The sequence below is a fragment of the Nonomuraea helvata genome, assembly GCF_039535785.1.
In the GTDB taxonomy this organism is placed as follows: Bacteria; Actinomycetota; Actinomycetes; order Streptosporangiales; family Streptosporangiaceae; genus Nonomuraea; species Nonomuraea helvata.
The window spans coordinates 395,294-410,901 of record NZ_BAAAXV010000011.1 but is presented as its reverse complement, the minus strand read 5'-3'; the positions used below and the strand labels follow the sequence as shown (position 1 = coordinate 410,901).

Annotated in this window: 17 protein-coding genes; 5 read left to right on the top strand and 12 right to left on the bottom strand. The window is 71.6% G+C overall.

Annotated elements, in window-relative coordinates:
- Positions 1-18 precede the first annotated feature (18 nt).
- Positions 19-408, bottom strand: coding sequence for a hypothetical protein (locus tag ABD830_RS49890; RefSeq protein WP_345002633.1), 390 nt, complete (start codon positions 406-408; stop codon positions 19-21).
- A gap of 72 nt (positions 409-480) precedes the next feature.
- On the opposite strand from ABD830_RS49890, the gene ABD830_RS49885 reads away from it, so the two are divergent.
- From ABD830_RS49885 to bla, 3 genes are all read left to right on the top strand, one after another.
- Complete coding sequence (locus tag ABD830_RS49885; protein WP_345002632.1) at positions 481-1,077, top strand: ArsR/SmtB family transcription factor; 597 nt, start codon at positions 481-483, stop codon at positions 1,075-1,077.
- Entirely contained in the window at positions 1,070-2,278 is a 1,209-nt protein-coding gene (locus ABD830_RS49880) for an MFS transporter (RefSeq protein ID WP_345002631.1), read from the top strand. Before ABD830_RS49885 ends, ABD830_RS49880 begins: the two co-directional genes overlap by 8 nt.
- 96 nt (positions 2,279-2,374) lie before the next feature.
- Positions 2,375-3,292, top strand: coding sequence for a class A beta-lactamase (gene bla / locus ABD830_RS49875; RefSeq protein ID WP_345002630.1), 918 nt, complete (start codon positions 2,375-2,377; stop codon positions 3,290-3,292).
- Between the two features lie 53 nt (positions 3,293-3,345).
- On the opposite strand, the gene ABD830_RS49870 is transcribed toward bla, so the two are convergent.
- From ABD830_RS49870 to ABD830_RS49860, 3 genes are read right to left on the bottom strand one after another with little or no spacing between them, the layout of a single operon-like run.
- Positions 3,346-3,897, bottom strand: a complete 552-nt coding sequence (locus tag ABD830_RS49870; RefSeq protein WP_345002629.1) for a hypothetical protein — start codon at positions 3,895-3,897, stop codon at positions 3,346-3,348.
- 19 nt (positions 3,898-3,916) lie between these two features.
- Positions 3,917-4,390 (bottom strand): SLATT domain-containing protein, encoded by a 474-nt coding sequence (locus ABD830_RS49865; protein ID WP_345002628.1) that lies wholly within the window; start codon positions 4,388-4,390, stop codon positions 3,917-3,919.
- A complete protein-coding gene (locus ABD830_RS49860; RefSeq protein WP_345002627.1) occupies positions 4,387-4,869 on the bottom strand; it encodes a DUF4231 domain-containing protein in 483 nt (160 codons plus the stop codon). Before ABD830_RS49860 ends, ABD830_RS49865 begins: the two co-directional genes overlap by 4 nt.
- A 288-nt stretch (positions 4,870-5,157) precedes the next feature.
- Here ABD830_RS49860 and ABD830_RS49855 point away from each other — a divergent pair, with 288 nt between their 5' ends.
- Complete coding sequence (locus ABD830_RS49855) at positions 5,158-5,415, top strand: UBP-type zinc finger domain-containing protein (protein WP_345002626.1); 258 nt, start codon at positions 5,158-5,160, stop codon at positions 5,413-5,415.
- Here ABD830_RS49855 and ABD830_RS49850 read toward each other — a convergent pair.
- Both ABD830_RS49850 and ABD830_RS49845 read right to left on the bottom strand, forming a co-directional pair.
- The gene (locus ABD830_RS49850; RefSeq protein ID WP_345002625.1) at positions 5,412-6,989 is read right to left on the bottom strand and encodes a Na+/H+ antiporter; all 1,578 of its coding nucleotides are present in this window, start codon (positions 6,987-6,989) and stop codon (positions 5,412-5,414) included. The two genes, ABD830_RS49855 and ABD830_RS49850, sit on opposite strands and share 4 nt — an antisense overlap.
- A gap of 66 nt (positions 6,990-7,055) precedes the next feature.
- Positions 7,056-8,288: a hypothetical protein gene (locus ABD830_RS49845; protein ID WP_345002624.1), complete on the bottom strand. Its 1,233-nt coding sequence runs from the start codon at positions 8,286-8,288 to the stop codon at positions 7,056-7,058.
- Positions 8,289-8,521: 233 nt separating this feature from the next.
- Here ABD830_RS49845 and ABD830_RS49840 point away from each other — a divergent pair, with 233 nt between their 5' ends.
- Positions 8,522-10,522 (top strand): ATP-dependent DNA helicase, encoded by a 2,001-nt coding sequence (locus tag ABD830_RS49840; RefSeq protein WP_345002623.1) that lies wholly within the window; start codon positions 8,522-8,524, stop codon positions 10,520-10,522.
- 405 nt (positions 10,523-10,927) lie between these two features.
- On the opposite strand, the gene ABD830_RS49835 is transcribed toward ABD830_RS49840, so the two are convergent.
- The 6 genes from ABD830_RS49835 to ABD830_RS49810 all read right to left on the bottom strand — a co-directional run bounded on the left by ABD830_RS49835 (position 10,928) and on the right by ABD830_RS49810 (position 15,570).
- On the bottom strand, positions 10,928-11,680 hold the full coding sequence (locus tag ABD830_RS49835) for an SGNH/GDSL hydrolase family protein (protein ID WP_345002622.1): 753 nt from the start codon (positions 11,678-11,680) through the stop codon (positions 10,928-10,930).
- On the bottom strand, positions 11,677-12,111 hold the full coding sequence (gene aroQ / locus ABD830_RS49830; protein ID WP_345002621.1) for a type II 3-dehydroquinate dehydratase: 435 nt from the start codon (positions 12,109-12,111) through the stop codon (positions 11,677-11,679). The genes ABD830_RS49835 and aroQ overlap by 4 nt, the downstream gene beginning before the upstream one ends.
- Positions 12,108-13,178 (bottom strand): 3-dehydroquinate synthase, encoded by a 1,071-nt coding sequence (gene aroB / locus ABD830_RS49825; protein WP_345002620.1) that lies wholly within the window; start codon positions 13,176-13,178, stop codon positions 12,108-12,110. The genes aroQ and aroB overlap by 4 nt, the downstream gene beginning before the upstream one ends.
- A 61-nt stretch (positions 13,179-13,239) precedes the next feature.
- The gene (locus ABD830_RS49820) at positions 13,240-13,740 is read right to left on the bottom strand and encodes a shikimate kinase (protein WP_345002619.1); all 501 of its coding nucleotides are present in this window, start codon (positions 13,738-13,740) and stop codon (positions 13,240-13,242) included.
- On the bottom strand, positions 13,737-14,918 hold the full coding sequence (gene aroC / locus ABD830_RS49815) for a chorismate synthase (protein ID WP_345002618.1): 1,182 nt from the start codon (positions 14,916-14,918) through the stop codon (positions 13,737-13,739). The genes ABD830_RS49820 and aroC overlap by 4 nt, the downstream gene beginning before the upstream one ends.
- Before the next feature lie 43 nt (positions 14,919-14,961).
- On the bottom strand, positions 14,962-15,570 hold the full coding sequence (locus ABD830_RS49810; RefSeq protein WP_345002617.1) for a prepilin peptidase: 609 nt from the start codon (positions 15,568-15,570) through the stop codon (positions 14,962-14,964).
- Positions 15,571-15,608 lie beyond the last annotated feature (38 nt).

The following is a 15,608-nucleotide window of genomic DNA, read 5'->3' as shown; positions in this document are numbered from 1 at the left end:
CCCTAGAGAAGCCGGGATTCAGCTGCCGCAGGCCTTGGCCACCTTCTCCACGTAGGCCGCGCTCTCGGTGCCGACCTTCTGGGCCGCGTCCACGGCGTCGTTGACGTCCTTGACGCTGATGCTGCTCAACGTCTTGGCCAGGTCGTCGGAGGCCTCTTTGAGCGTGGTGTTGGCGGCCTTGTCGGCGACGTCATTGAGCTTGGCCGAGGCGTCGTCGAGGGCCTTGTCCATGGCCTTGGGGTCGTCGGTCAGCTTGGTGACCTGGGCGGCCAGCTCTGTGACGATCTTCGGGGCTTCGAGGCAGGCCTGGGCCTTGTCGATGGTGTTGTTGACCTCGCCGCATCCGGCGACCAGGACGCACGCGGCGAAGGCTGTCAGGGGAAGGAACCGGCTCTTGAGGAGTCGCATGATTCGACCCTACCCAACGTATTCCAAAGGATCCCTTGACATCTTCGTCGTGGGTCGCTCAGTATCCCAAGCATGTCTTTGGAATCTTCGGGGTCTCCGCGGCGGCTGCTCGACGACGCGGCGGCGATGCGGGCGTTCGCGCATCCGGTGCGGCTGGCGCTGCACGAGCTGCTGCTCAGGTCGGGCGCCATGACCGCCGCCGAGGCCGGGCGGGAGGTCGGCGTCAGCCAGGCGCTGGCCTCGTACCACCTGCGGCAACTGGCCAAGTACGGCTTCGTGGAGCAGGCCGAGGCCAGGGACGAGCGCGAGCGGCCGTGGAAGGTGACCGAGACCGTCCAGGAATGGGACGACGGCGCGACAGCGCCGGAGCAGGCGGCCGCCCGGAGCCTGCTGGAGCAGGTCATCGCCGAACGGGCCCTGTCGCGGCTGGTGGAGTGGCAGCAGCGGCGCCCCGACGAGCCCGAGGCCTGGCGGCGGATCGGCGGCGTGGGCAACACGTACCTCTACGCCACGCCGGACGAGCTGACGGCGGTGGGCGCCGCCATCGCGGAGCTGCTGGGCCCGCTGATGTCGCGCGTCGACGACCCGTCGGCACGGCCCGAGGACGCCCGGCCGGTGCTCCTGACCCAGGTGGTCGTCCCCCTCCCACCCACCGGCTCCGGTGACTGAGACCCGGCCCGGCATCCGGGCGCTGCTCGGCGGCAACCGGGATTACCGGCGGTTACTCGTCGCCGGGCTGATCTCGCAGACCGGCGACTGGGTGGTCGGCACCGGGCTGGCCTTCCACGTCTACCGCCTCACCGGCTCGACACTGTCCACCGCGATCATGCTGTTGGCCTCGCGACTGCCCGACGTGGTGCTCGGCTCCGTGGCCGGGGCGCTGGCCGACCGGTGGGACCGCCGCCGGCTGCTGGTCGCCACCGACGTGCTGCTCGCGCTCGGCCTGCTGCCCCTGCTCGCCGTACGCGAGCCGGACCAGGTGTGGATCGTGTACGGGGTCGCCCTCTCGACCGGCGTCCTGAGCACGGTGCTCGCACCCGCGCAGAAGGCGCTCGTGCCCCAGGTCGTGGCGGACTCCCAGCTGGTACGGGCGAACGCCCTGCACGGTCAGACCGGTCAGGTCGCCCGCCTGCTGGGGGCGATGCTGGGCGGGGTCGCCGTCGGCGCCGGAGGGCTGGCCGCGGTCGTCCTGATCGACGTGGCGAGCTTCCTGCTCTCCGCGCTGCTCCAGGCCACGCTCCGCACGCCCGGACGCCCCGCCGGCGCGGCGACGATGGGCGGGCACTGGATCGCCGGGCTGCGTCTCGCCACGCGGGACACCGGAGTTCGCCTGCTGGTTGCGTACATGGTGATCACAGGGCTAGGCGAGGGGATCTTCGCCACGCTCGCGGCGCCCTTCGTCTCCGGTGTGCTCGGGGGCGACGGCGGCGCGTACGGGCTGTTCCTGTCCGTGCAGGCGGTGGGTGGGATCGCCGGCGGGCTCGTGGTCGCCCTCCATCCCAGTCGCGCCGCCCCGCGGGTGCTTCTGGGAGGCGCGACGGTCGCGTTCGGGGTGATGGATCTGGCCCTGTTCGCGTACCCGCTGGCGGTGCCGGCGCTCTGGCCCGCGCTGGTGCTGATCGGCCTGGCCGGGGTGCCTGCGGCGGCCGCGATGGCCGGGTTCACCACGCTGGCCCAGAGCGTCGCGGGTGACGACCACCGGGGAAGCGTGTTCGGGATCCTGGGCAGCGCCCAGGCGGCCACCGCGCTGACCGGCATGGTGCTGGCTGGGATGCTCGGCGGGACGATCGGCGTGGTGCCCGCGCTGTGTCTGCACGCCGCCGGGCTCATCGCCGCCGGCATCATGGCTCTGGCCTGGGATCATGCGTGAGTCGATATTGATCCATTCGCGATATCGCTATTAGACATCATGTGATCACATCTGCTTTGCTCCTTGCCCACTGACGAACGACAGTAAGGACAGAGCATGCGCAACCGCCGCCTCACGGCCGTGACCACGTTGACGATCTCCCTCCTGGCGGGCGGCGCCCTCCCGGCGGGTGCGGCTCACGCCGGGACCTCGGTGCAGGCGCTCTCCGGCGAGGCCCAGGCCCGCAAGGAGCTGCGCGCGCTGGAAGTCTCCTTCAAGGGCCGCATCGGCGCGTACGCCATCGACACCGCCACCGGCAAGACGATCGCGTACCGGTCGGGCGAACGTTTCCCGCTGCTGTCCACGTTCAAGGCGATGGCCTGCGCGGCCGTGCTGCACAAGGCCCGCACCTCCGACCCGGGGCTGATGGACAAGGTCGTGCACTGGACGGCCGACGAGCTCAAGCCGAACTCCCCCACCACCGAGAAGCACGTCAAGGACGGGCTGACCGTCGGCCGGCTGTGCGAGGCGGCCATCACCCTGAGCGACAACACCGCGGGCAACATGGTGCTCAAGCAGCTCGGCGGACCGGCCGGGCTGACCCGGTACTTCCGGACGCTCAAGGACCCGATCTCCCGCCTGGACCGCTGGGAGACCGAGCTGAACGACTGGACGCCCAAGGACAAGCGCGACACCACCACGCCCGCGACCATCGCCCGCGACCTGCGCGCGGTCACGACCGGGAACGCGCTCGACGCCAAGGACCGGGAGCAGCTCAACGCCTGGCTGCTCGCGACCAAGACGGGCGACGCCCGCATCCGCGCCGGCCTGCCCAAGACCTGGACGGTCGGGGACAAGACCGGCACGAACTCGGAGTTCGGCGGCGCGAACGACATCGCGGTCGTCTGGCCCGCCAAGGACGCCGCCCCCATCATCATGGCGGTCTACACCAACCGGGCCCGTGGCGAGGCCGGTGACGACACGGCGCTCGCCCGCACCGCCACCATCCTGGCCCGCGGCCTCGGCAAGCTCTGACGGCACGCCGTCCGGGGCCTTTCACGCGTCACGGCTGCGCTCCGGGTGAGGCGCTAGCGCGGGACCAGGGCGGTGGGGTCGATGATCCGGACGCGGGGGTCGCCGGGCCCGCGGCGCAGCCGTGAGACGAGATCCGACGTGCCGCCGGGCCCGTCGCCTGCCTTGCCGTCCCACACGACGACGGCCCTGGGCTCGGGGTCGAGTTCCAGGGCCTCCTCGACCATCCACGCGTTCGTCCGCGCGAACACCTCGTCACCCGACGCCGCGCCCGCCGGCAGCGATCTGACGTTCGCGTGGCGGCGGAGCTCCTCGAACCGGGCGCGCCAGGTCGTACCCGGCAGATCAACCGAGCTCCGTACGAACTCCTTGGGCGGCAGAGCCAGAAACAGGTGCACCGAGGCGCCGCGGCGCAGCGCCAGCTCGGCGCCGATGAGGTCCGCGCCACGCGCGCCGCCGCAGAACACGGCCGTTCCCGGCCCGATGTCCCACTCCTGGAAGACCGCGCTCATCTCGGCCGTGACCTCGCCGACCAGGTGCTGCGGAAAGCGCGGCGGCTCCCGGCCGGGCCGGTCCACCAGGTGGCCGCTCACGATGAGTACGCGCATACGCCTACCTTCGAAAGTCTCAGGGCTGCTCCTCCGCGCCCGGCGGGGGCGTCACCTCATGCTGGACCATGAGCTGGCCCCACTGGCCGTTCTCCGTACGGAAGATCTGCTCGATCCGTTCAACCTGTGCCGCCACGTCGGCCTCGGCCTCCGCGGCATCCCAGTCGAGGGCGGCGGTCCGCAGGTTCAGTGCCGCGTCGCCGTACAGCTTGCGCAGTTGCGCGAAGCCGATGAGGGCCTCGAACGCCGTCACCCCGCCCGCCAGCGCCGCGAGAACGGCGGCCGCGACGCCGCACGTCGCCCTGCCCGTGCCGGTCGCGAACTGGCCCGCCACGCCGGCCAGCGCCGACAGGATGAGCAGCACGTTGCGCACCCCGATCGCCTGCCGGTGGGCCAGCTCGTACTCGTCGCTCCGCTTTTCGTAGAACCGGCGCTGCTCGTCGATCCGCAATTCCCGATATAACGCCCGGAATTGCGCGTCCCGTTCCGTCATTCCGGCTCCTTGTCGGCCTCGATCGCGAGCACGGCGCGGCGGAGTGCGAGCTGCCTGTCCTCGCCCGCGTACGGGCCGGTTCTGCACAGGTAGCGGAAGTAAAGGGCGCGCAGCCGTTCGGCCTTCGCCCGCGCGGCGAGGTAGCCGTCCAGCGTTTCGCTCTCCCTGGCGTACTTGGTGCTGGCGGCCAGCGCGACCCCGATGACGGTGAGCAGGACGGCCGGCCACCGGTGGTCGGGAAGCACGGCCTGCACGCCGCCGAGTCCGGCGATGAGAGCCGACCCGAGCAGGATCAGGACCTGCTGGCGGCGGTAGCGGTTCTGGTCGCGCAGCGCCGCGCCGTCGTACCTGGCGAACACGGGGGTCACTTCGCGGTCGAGCACCTCGAAGTCGGCGGCCAGCCCGGGATAGGCGTCCTGCTTCCGCGCGGGGATCACCGACCGGGACGTGGCCGGTGCGCGGAGCGTAGGGAATCGCACGAGCAATGGTGGCCTCACGGCTACCTCCTGCACCGGGGAGGGAGAAGGCGCTCTCGCAAGTGGCAATGTATGCAAATTCCGGTGCACCGGCAACGCACTCGGCTCAGGGCACCGCCGAATGGGCCGGTTGGCGGGCGAGCCAGGCGGTCGGATGCCGGCGGATCTGGTCGATGGAGGTCAGGGCGGCGCCGATGACGGCGGCGTCCGGGCCGAGCAGGGCGGGCCGGACGGTGATGGGCGCTCAGGCGGCTGTCAGGACGCTGCGGCACTGGTCCTAGGATTTCTGGTATGGCAACTTGCGAACATCTTTCCGAGACGGGCGACCCGGCGCCGAAGACGCCAGAGGGCTGCGAGGAGTGCCTGGCGGTCGGAGGCCGCTGGGTGCACCTGCGGCGCTGCCTGGAGTGCGGCCACATCGGCTGCTGCGACTCCTCGCCGGGCAAGCACGCCACCAAGCACTTCCACGACACGAGCCACCCGGTGGTCCAGTCGTACGAACGCGGCGAGGACTGGCGGTGGTGCTTCGTCGACAGCCAGATGGGCTAGCGCTCCAGGATCGCCTCTTCGAAGTCGAGCTCGCTCATCACGTCACGGAGCACTTCGTCGTCGAGGCGGCGCTCGTCGCGCAGACGCACGAACACCTGCCGCTCGGCCTGGAGCATGTCACGGCGCAGGCGGCGGTAGAGCGCGCTGGGGGTCTCCGCGCCACCCTGCCCGCTACCGCCGCCCAGGCGCTCCCAGGCGGTCAGCGAGCGGCGCCACGACTTCTCCCTGAGCTGGTCGATGACCTGCTTCTGGATCTCGTCGGGCTCGCCCGCCTCACGCACCAGCCGGTCCAGCTCCGCCAGGCCCGCCTCCAGCGCGGCCTGCTGGGCCGCCGCCTCGGCCAGGCGGTCCTCGTACTGCTCCCGCTCGCTCGACACGCCCAGCCGTCTGATCAGCGCGGGGAACGTGGTGCCCTGGATGAGCAGGGTGCCGATCACGGTCGTGAACGTCAGGAAGAGCAGCATCGCGCGGTCCCGCTCGGCGACCCGCGGATCGATGGCGAACGCCGCCGCCAGCGACACCACGCCCCGCATGCCGGCCCAGCCGAGGATCACCGTCTGCTGCACGGTCGGCTGCGCATGGCCCTTGCGCACCAACTTGATCAGGTACGTCACCGCGAACACCCAGACGAACCTGCTGACGAGCGTCACCGCCAGCACGACGGCCGCGTACCCCGCGACCGCCCACGGGCTGTAGCCGGAGATGCCCTGGACCACGGTCGAGAGCTGCAGCCCGATCAGGGCGAAGACGATCGTCTCGAGGAAGAAGTCGGTGACCTTCCACACCGCGTCCGACACCAGCCGCGTCCCGAACCCCTGCAGGTGCATGCGGTTGCCCAGGTAGAGGCCCACGATCACCACGGCGATCACGCCGGAGGCGTGCACCGACTCCGCCGCGAGGTAGGCGGCGAACGGGATGAGCAGCATCAGCGTGTTCTCGACCAGCGAGTCACGCGTGTGCCGGAACAGCCAGGCCAGCACGAACGCCAGCGCCAGCCCGATCGCCACGCCGACCGCCGCGGAGTAGAGGAACTGGCCGACGCTGTGCCACAGGTCCACGGTCCCGCCTACGGCGGCCCCGATGGCCACCCGGTACGCCGTCAGCGCCGTGGCGTCGTTGAACAGGCTCTCCCCCACCAGGATCGTCAGCGTCCTGCGCGGCAGGCCCAGCCGCCGGCCGACCGCGACGGCGGCCACGGCGTCGGGCGGCGCGATGATGGCGCCCAGCGCGAACGCCAGCGCCAGCGGCAGGGCGGGCAGCATCAGGTGGACGACCATCCCGACGACGGCCGTGGTGAACAGCACGAGCCCGATCGACAGCAGCGCCACGGCCCGCTTGACCTCGCGCAGGCTCAGGTAGGAGCTGTCGAGCGCGGCGGAGTAGAGCAGCGGGGGCAGGAACACGTACAGCACCAGCTCCGGCTGCAGCGGCACCGACGGCACCAGCGGCGAGACCAGCAGCCCCGCCGCCACCAGCAGCAACGGGGCCGGCCAGCCCTTGCGCCGCGCCACGGCCGCGACGCCGATGGCGCCACCGGCCAGCAGCAGCAGTTGCAGGCCCATGCTCGGATTCACCGGCGCTCCTTCTGCCTCGGCCCGATCGCCTCGCCAGGAGCGTACCTGCCGGTGCTCAGGAGTGTGTCACCACTCCCTGCGGTCGCTCCGCTCGTGGTAGTCCGGCTGCTGCTCGGGACGCAGGCGCTCGCCCGTGGAGAACATGGGGTCCCCGACGTAGGGGCGGGACAGCGGGTCGCCCTGCGACGGCTCCGGCCGCCCCATGGCGAGCAGCGGGTCCACGGGGTTCGGCTGGCTCTGCTGGTAGGAGGCGTAGTCGTCGCGGACGGGCTGGGGCGCGGAGCGGCGCCTGCCCGCGCCGGGGATGCCGTGCATGGGGGTGCCCAGGCCCGCGGCGCCCTGGACCTGCTGCGGCTGTAGCTGCTGTGGCTGCTGTGGCTGCTGTGGCTGCTGTGGCTGCTGGTAAGCCTCAGGCCGCCGGGCGTAGGGGTCGGAGGGGTACGGGTCGTTCTGGAACGGGTCGGCGCGGTGCTGGGACGGCTGGTGGGGAGCGGGCGCCTGGGAGGGGAAGCCGAGCGGATCGGTGCTCAGCGGCGACTGGCTGCGCTGCTCGCCGGGCATCTGGTAGACGGGGCCGGTGTCGGAGTACTGCGGGCCGGCGAAGGGCTGCTCGGGCTGGGCGGCGTACTGGGGCGGGTCCGCGGTGTACTGCGGTCCGCTGAAGGGATCGCCGGTGTACTGCGGACCGCTGAAGGGGTCGCCGGTGTATCGCTGCTGGGGGCCGGTGCTGTCCACGTACTGGGGCCCGGTGAAGGGGTTGCGCTCGCCGTAGGCCGGATTCTCCCTGGAGGGGTCGCCGTAGGCCGGAGCCGGCTCCCGGGGCGGTTCGCCGTACGCCGGGGGCATGCTGTCCCGGGGCGCCGTGGTCTCGCTGTACGAGGCCACCAGCTTGTCCTGGTGGGCGGAGGGGGCGCCTCTGGCCACGAGGACGTCGTTGGGCGAAAGGGCGGCCGTGGGCCGGTCGTCGGGCTGGTGTTGAGGCTGGTGCTGCTGCGGCGGTGCCGAGACCTGCTGGGGCGGCCGATGGTACTGGCCGGTGCCCGGGATGACCTCGGTGCCCGGGTCGTGCGCGGGCACGGCGGGCTGCTCGCCCGTGGCCTCCGCGAACCCCTCGTCGAGCGTGTCGAGCAGGCGGCCGACGTCCTCCATCGGCATACGGAAGCTCGCTGTGCACATCTCGCCGCGCCAGAGGCTGAGAACCAGCGTGCCCTCATGCCACGTGACACGGAGACACCGCTCCTGACCTCGTGCATCGAAGAACACTTCGCCGAACGACGGCAACGGGACAACTTCCGACATGGCAGACATACTGCTTTAACCAGCCTTTATCCGTCCACTCAACCCCGGAAAACCCTCTGGAAACCGGACTTCCCACCTACACCGGGAACCCCACTGGTCACAGTCCGTGAAGAACTTTCTTCACCCAGCCGGAGTCCCGGTCGCCCAGTGTGCCATGGGACCAGCCGGGAGCGTCCCGGGAACGCCGGGATGCGTCTGGCCGATCACAGCGCGTTCGGCACGGCGACCCCGGAATGCGGGTAGCGTTTACTGCCGTGCCGGACTCCCATCTCCCGTCAGTGGACGAACTGCTCAAGGTCGCGGTAAACGCTCTCGGAGGGAGCGAACGGCAGGGCCAGCTCACCATGGTCCACGCCGTGCAGCAGGCCATCGACGACGAGAAGCACCTGGCGGTCCAGGCCGGCACCGGCACCGGCAAGTCGCTGGCGTACCTCGTGCCGTCGATCCGCCACGCGATGGAGAGCGACTCCCCCGTCGTGATCTCCACGGCCACGATCGCGCTGCAGCGCCAGCTCGTCGACCGCGACCTGCCCCGGCTGGCCGAGACGCTGGGCAAGGAGCTGCCGCACGAGCCGACGTTCGCCATCCTCAAGGGCCGGCGCAACTACCTGTGCCGCTACAAGGCCACGGCGGGCTGGCCCGAGGAGGACGAGCAGGACCAGCTCTTCGACCCGCGCGAGGTGAGCGCGACCGGCCGCATGGTCCAGCGCATCCAGGAGTGGGCCGACGAGACCGAGACCGGCGACCGCGACGAGCTGGTGCCGGGGGTGAGCGAGCAGGCGTGGCGGCAGTTCTCGGTGAGCGCGCAGGAGTGCCTGGGGGCCCAGCGCTGCCCGAGCGGCGCCGAATGCTTCGCCGAGCTGGCCCGCGCCCGTGCGGGCGAGGTGGACGTCGTGGTGACCAACCACGCGCTGCTGGCCATCGACGCCATGGGCGACCTGCCGGTGCTGCCCGAGCACGAGGTCGTGGTCGTGGACGAGGCCCACGAGCTGGTCGACCGGGTGACGTCGGTGGTGACCGGCGAGCTGTCGGAGCTCACCGTGTCACTGGCGGTGCGCCGGGTGGGGCGGCTGATCGAGCAGGCGATCGCCGACCAGCTCCAGGAGGCGGGCGAGGACCTCAAGGCACTGCTGACGGCCGCGCCGCCCGGGCGCATCGACGAGCTGCCGCAGGTGCTCGGGCTCACGCTGGCCCTCATACGCGACACCGCCTGGCGGTGCATCACGGCCCTGGGGCCGCGCGGCGCCGACAAGGACGACCCCGACAAGGCGGGGCAGCGCAAGGCCGCGTTCTCGACCCTGGACGACGTGCACGACACGGCCGTGCGCATGCTCGAGGCGTACGGCCACGACTCGGAGGCCGACCGGGCCGAGGTGGTCTGGCTCGACGCCGGCACCGACCGTCGTCCGCCCATGCTCCGGGTCGCGCCCCTGACGGTCAGCGGGATGCTGCGCGACAAGCTGTTCGGCGAGCGCACGGTGATCCTCACCTCCGCCACGCTGGCACTGGGCGGCACGTTCGACGGCCTCGCCGCGCAGTGGGGGCTGGGCGAGGGCAAGGGCTGGCAGGGCATCGACGTGGGCTCGCCGTTCGACCACCCGCGCGCGGGCATCCTGTACGTCGCCAAGCACCTGCCCCAGCCGGGGCGTGACGGGCTGCCCGAGCAGTACCTGGACGAGATCGTCGAGTTGATCGAGGCGGCCGGGGGGCGCACGCTCGGCCTCTTCTCGTCGATGCGCGCGGCCAAGGCGGCCACGGAGGCGCTGCGCGAGCGGCTGGACGTGCCGCTGCTCTGTCAGGGGGACGACTCGACGATGCTGCTGGTCAAGCAGTTCGCCGAGGACGAGCCGACATGCCTGTTCGGCACGCTGTCGCTGTGGCAGGGCGTGGACGTACCCGGGCCCTCGCTGCGCCTGGTCATCATCGACCGGGTGCCGTTCCCCCGCCCCGACGATCCGCTGACGTCGGCCCGTCAGCGCCACGTGGCGGCCAGGGGCGGCAACGGCTTCATGGCGGTCGCCGCCAACCACGCCGCCCTCCTCCTGGCCCAGGGGGCGGGGCGGCTGCTGCGGGCCCAGAACGACAAGGGCGTCATCGCGGTCCTCGACCCCCGGCTCGCCACGGCCCGCTACAGCGGCTTCCTCCTGGGCTCCCTCCCCCCGTTCTGGCGCACCACGGACCCGGCCATCCCCAGGGCCGCCTTGAAGCGCCTGGCAGCAGAGTCGGCAGACTGACCTCACGTACGCCCGGCAACGGGGGCGCGGGATGACCGCGCTTCGGGGGCGCGTTGCCACGCGGACGCGCCTCGAGGGCGGGCGTGATGCGGCGCGCAGTCGGGCGCCGGTGCGGTGAGGAGGTGTGCGGTGGAGCTCGGCGCAACGTGTGCGGCGGGCATGGGGACGCACCACCCAGCCGGCCAAGAAGGCGCTCCGTAACGGCGCTCAGCCGGTGAAGGGTCAGAGGCCGTTTCCTGGAAGGCTCTGCTCATGGTCGCGCTCGCACGGGGCTCCGCTGGTCACGCAGGCTGCCGCTCTCCGCCCCAGGCTCGCCGCTCCATCAGCCGAAGTACGGCGGGTGGCCTGCCCGTGCGCAGCCGTACAAGATGAAAGGCCATCAACCCCGCACGAAGCCGCAGCGAATCAGAACGGACTCAAATCGGGGCGCTTAGGAGAAAGACCATCGCCCGAGGAGACGCCGCGGAGTCGGCGGGACATCCACGGCACCAGGTGCTCGCGGATCCACTGGGCATCCTCGCGCCGCCGAGCCCGGGGATCCACGGCCTGCGGCGGCCAGTCCATGCGCCAGTCCTCGAACGGCACCCCCAGCACATCCAGCACCCGCGCCGCCACCAGCCGGTGCCCGTCCGCGTTCATGTGCAGCCGGTCCGCGCTCCACGCCCGCCAGTCGCGCAGCCCCTGCATCGACCACAGGTCCACCACCCGGCACCCGTACAGGTCGGCGATGGAGCGGATGTGCAGGTAGAAGATGGCGAAGCGGCCGCGCAGCCGTCGCATCAGCGGCGTGTCGCGCGGGTCCACCCCCGTGAACAGCACCACGTCGGCGCCCCCGGCCCGCAGGTCGCGGACGGCGCGGGCGAGCTTCTTGGCCATCTCGTCGGGGTCGCTGCCCGGCCTGAGCAGGTCGTTGCCCCCGGCGCAGAAGCTGACCAGATCGGGCGCCATCTCGACGGCCAGCGGCACCTGCTCGGTGACGATCTGGTCGAGCACCTTGCCGCGCACGGCCAGGTTGGCGTAGCGGAAGCCGGGCTCGTCGGCGGCGAGCCGTTCGGCCACCCGGTCCGCCCAGCCACGGTAGTGACCGTTCTGGCCGGGATCGTTCAGTCCTTCCGTGAAGCTGTCGCCGACGGCGACGAAGGACTTGTAGTGCCTCATGAGGTGGTGTTCATCTCCGCAATAGCCTGCAGCGCAAGAACGTATGACTGTAGTCCGAACCCCGCGATCGTGCCCGTCGCCACCCCGGCGACGACCGAGTTATGGCGAAACTCTTCCCTCGCGGCGGGGTTGCTGATGTGCACCTCGACGAGCGGGGCCGTGCGCTGCTTGATGGCGTCGCGCAGGGCGTAGGAGTAGTGGGTGAACGCGGCCGGGTTGAGCACCACCGGGATGCGGCCGTCGGCGGCCTCGTGGATCCAGCCGATCAGCTCGGCCTCGTCGTCGGTCTGGCGCACCTCGACGTGCTCGCCGAGCTTCCTGCCCGTGTCGCGGCAGAGGGCGGCCAGGTCGTCGAACGTCTCCGCCCCGTACACGTCGGGCTCGCGGGTGCCGAGCCGGCGCAGGTTGGGGCCGTTGAGCACCAGGATCATCCGGAGATCTCCTTGTAGGCGGCTTCGAGCAGCTCTTCTGCGGGGCCTTCGAGCCGGCCCGGCCTGGCCAGCCCGTCGAGCACGACGAACCGCTGCTTGGCGCCGCGGTTCTTCTTGTCCAGCCGCATGTGGTCGCGCAGCGACCGCCAGGCGTCGGCGCGGTAGGCGATGGGCAGGCCGACGCTGGTGAGGATGGACCGGGTGCGCTCGACGAGGTCGGCGCGGCCGGAGAGCCTGGAGAGCTCGGCGGCGTAGACCATGCCGATGGCGACGGCCTCGCCGTGGCGGATGGCGTAGTGCTCCTCGCGTTCGATGGCGTGGGCGAGGGTGTGGCCGTAGTTGAGGATCTCGCGCAGGCCCGCCTCGCGCAGGTCGGCGCCCACGACGTCGGCCTTGACCTGGATCTTGCGCTCGATCAGCTCGCGGGTGTGCGGGCCGTCGGGCCGGGTGGCGGCCTCCGGGTCGGATTCGATCAGCCGGAGGATCTCCGGGTCGGCGATGAAGCCGCCCTTGATGATCTCGGCCAGGCCGGCCACGTAGTCCCGCTTCGGCATGCTCGCCAGCGTGGACAGCTCGCACAGCACTCCGGCGGGCGGCAGGAACGTCCCCACGAGGTTCTTGCCCTCGGGGGTGTCGATGCCGTTCTTGCCGCCGACCGCCGCGTCGACCATGGCCAGCAGCGTCGTCGGCACGAGCACGACCTGCACGCCGCGCAGCCACGTGCCCGCCACGAACCCGGCCAGGTCGGTCGTCGCGCCGCCGCCCACGCCCACCACGGCGTCGGAGCGGGTCACGCCGTGGCGGCCGAGCGCCGACCAGAGCCCGGCGGCCACCTCGACGGTCTTGGCCTGCTCGCCGTCGGGCACGGGCAGCTCGACCACCTCGTGGCCGGCCTCGCGCAGCGCCGCGCCGACCGGGCCGGAGATCTCCGGCAGGGTCTCAGGACGGATGACGGCGACGGTGCGCACGCCGGGCTTGAGCAGCGTGGTCAGCTCGGCCTGCACGCCGGTGCCGATCACCACGTCGTACGGGCTGTCGCCGCGTACGGTGATCCGCGTGGCGCTCATGCGCCCTCCTTCGTCGGTCGCATGACCGCGACAAGGCGGCTGTGTTTGATTGGTCGCTCGCTCATGAGGGCAGCCCCTTGACGATCTCGTCGGCGAGCTCCTCGGGCTCACGCTTGTCGGTCACCACGGTGACCGACGCGAGCCGCTCGTAGACCGGCCGCCGCTCCTCCATGAGCTTCTTCAGCTGGCTGCGCGGGTTGAGCACGAGCAGCGGCCTGGCGGAGGCGAGGCCGACCCGCTGGACCGCGTCGGACAGCCCCACCTGCAGGTAGACCACGTGGTGGCCGTCGAGCAGGGCCTGCGTCTCCTCGTTGAGCACGGCGCCGCCGCCGAGCGAGAGGATGCCGTCGTGCTCGGCCAGCGCCCGGCGCACGGCCTCGTGCTCCAGCTCGCGGAAGCGGGCCTCACCGTCCTCGACGAAGATGTCGGAGACGGGCTTGCCCGCCACGGCCTCCACGTCGGAGTCGGTGTCGCGGAACCCGACGCCGAGCCGCTCGGCGAGCAGCAGCCCGAGTGTGGTCTTACCGGATCCAGGGGGACCGATCAGCACGGCGAGAGTCATTTGATCACCATCGAAGACAGGTAGCCGGACAGGTTGCGGGCGACCTCCTCGACGGAGTCGCCGCCGAACTTCTCGAGCGCCGTGTCGGCCAGCACCAGCGCGACCATGGCCTCGGCCACGATGCCGGCGGCCGGGACGGCGCAGACGTCGGAGCGCTCGTGGTGGGCCTTGGCCGCCTCGCCGGTCTTGACGTCGATGGTGGCCAGCGCCCTGGGGACGGTGGAGATCGGCTTCATGGCGGCGCTGACGCGCAGGATCTCGCCGTTCGTCATGCCGCCCTCGACGCCGCCCGCGCGGTTGGTGATGCGTCGTACGCCGTCTTCGGTGGTGTACTCGATCTCGTCGTGGGCTCGGGAGCCCGGCCTGCGCGCGGTCTCGAAGCCGTCGCCGACCGCGACGCCCTTGATCGCCTGGATGCCCATGAGCGCGCCGGCGAGGCGGGAGTCGAGCCTGCGGTCCCAGTGCGTGTAGCTGCCGAGGCCGGGCGGCAGGCCGTACGCGAGAACCTCGACGACGCCGCCGAGCGTGTCGCCGTCCTTGTGGGCCTTGTCGATCACGGCGATCATCGCGGCGCTGCCGTCGGGGTCGGAGCACCGCACCGGGTCCTCGTCGATCCTGGCCAGGTCGCCGGGCCCCGGCAGGGTCTCGGCCGGGCTCTTCGCGCCGCCGATCTCGGTGACGTGGCTGACGATGTCGACGCCCAGCGCCTGCTTGAGGAAGCGCCTGGCGACCTCGCCGAGCGCGACGCGGGCGGCCGTCTCGCGGGCGCTGGCCCGGTCGAGCACCTGCCTGGCGTCGTCGAACCCGTACTTCTGCATGCCCGCCAGGTCGGCGTGGCCCGGGCGCGGACGGGACCTGGGCGCGTTGCGCGCGAGGCCCTCCAGCTCGGCCGGGTCGACCGGGTCGGCCGCCATGACCTTCTCCCATTTGGGCCACTCGGTGTTGCCGATGCGGATGGCGACGGGGCTGCCCATCGTGCGGCCGTGGCGGACGCCGCCCACGATCGTGACCTGGTCCTGCTCGAACTTCATCCGCGCGCCGCGGCCATAACCGAGCCTCCGGCGGCGCAGGGCCTCGTCGATGGCGGCCGTGGTCACCTCCACCCCGGCCGGCAGGCCTTCGAGGATGGCGACGAGTTCGGGGCCGTGGGACTCTCCGGCGGTCAACCAGCGCAACATGCGTACAAGTCTTCCACGTGCTGCCTAGTGAGATGTCCGGCGTTCACCAGCCGAGACAGAGTGTGGTGAACGCGCCCAGCAGCATGAACGGCCCGAACGGGAACTGGGTGTGCCTGGTGCCGCGCCTGGTCAGGAGGATCGCCAGGCCGTAGAGGGCGCCCAGCACCTGCCCGCAGAAGGCCGCCACGATCCACGCCTGCCAGCCCAGCGCCCCGGCGGTCATGCCGATGAGCCCGGCCAGCTTGACGTCCCCCAGCCCCATCGCCTCCGGCCTGATGAACCAGAGCACCCCGTACACCGCCGTCAGGGCCGCCGCGCCGGCCAGCGCCCTGGGCAGCTCTCCCGTCGGCGCCAGTGACAGGGCCATGACGGGGTACGCCGGGAGCGTGATCGCGTCGGGCAGCAGGCTGGTACGCCAGTCGATGACCGCCAGGGCGGTGCCGATGACGGCTCCCGTCACGTACGGCAACCCGAACCGCCAGGCGACGAGGGCGGTCACGGCGGCGGTCACCACCTCCACGCCGGGAAACCACCCGGACAGGCGCGCCGGACCCTGGTCGTCGTAGTAGAGCGGGCTGTCGTCGTAGGAGCCGGCCAGCGCCCGGATGCGGCGTCCGCAGATCAGCCCGGCGAGCGCCATGAGTGCGACCACGAGCCGACCTTAATGCGCCCCTCGCGCCACCGGCGCCC

Coding starts and splice junctions, on each gene's coding strand:
- ABD830_RS49840 (WP_345002623.1), top strand. CDS start 8,522: ATGCGGGTAGCGTTTACTGCCGTGCCGGACTCCCATCTCCCGTCAGTG.
- ABD830_RS49855 (WP_345002626.1), top strand. CDS start 5,158: ATGGCAACTTGCGAACATCTTTCCGAGACGGGCGACCCGGCGCCGAAG.
- ABD830_RS49845 (WP_345002624.1), bottom strand. CDS start 8,288: ATGTCGGAAGTTGTCCCGTTGCCGTCGTTCGGCGAAGTGTTCTTCGAT.
- ABD830_RS49890 (WP_345002633.1), bottom strand. CDS start 408: ATGCGACTCCTCAAGAGCCGGTTCCTTCCCCTGACAGCCTTCGCCGCG.
- ABD830_RS49885 (WP_345002632.1), top strand. CDS start 481: ATGTCTTTGGAATCTTCGGGGTCTCCGCGGCGGCTGCTCGACGACGCG.
- aroQ (WP_345002621.1), bottom strand. CDS start 12,111: ATGATCCTGGTGCTCAACGGCCCCAACCTGCGCCGGCTCGGCACCCGC.
- aroC (WP_345002618.1), bottom strand. CDS start 14,918: ATGTTGCGCTGGTTGACCGCCGGAGAGTCCCACGGCCCCGAACTCGTC.
- bla (WP_345002630.1), top strand. CDS start 2,375: ATGCGCAACCGCCGCCTCACGGCCGTGACCACGTTGACGATCTCCCTC.
- ABD830_RS49870 (WP_345002629.1), bottom strand. CDS start 3,897: ATGCGCGTACTCATCGTGAGCGGCCACCTGGTGGACCGGCCCGGCCGG.
- ABD830_RS49865 (WP_345002628.1), bottom strand. CDS start 4,390: ATGACGGAACGGGACGCGCAATTCCGGGCGTTATATCGGGAATTGCGG.
- ABD830_RS49835 (WP_345002622.1), bottom strand. CDS start 11,680: ATGAGGCACTACAAGTCCTTCGTCGCCGTCGGCGACAGCTTCACGGAA.
- ABD830_RS49820 (WP_345002619.1), bottom strand. CDS start 13,740: ATGACTCTCGCCGTGCTGATCGGTCCCCCTGGATCCGGTAAGACCACA.
- aroB (WP_345002620.1), bottom strand. CDS start 13,178: ATGAGCGCCACGCGGATCACCGTACGCGGCGACAGCCCGTACGACGTG.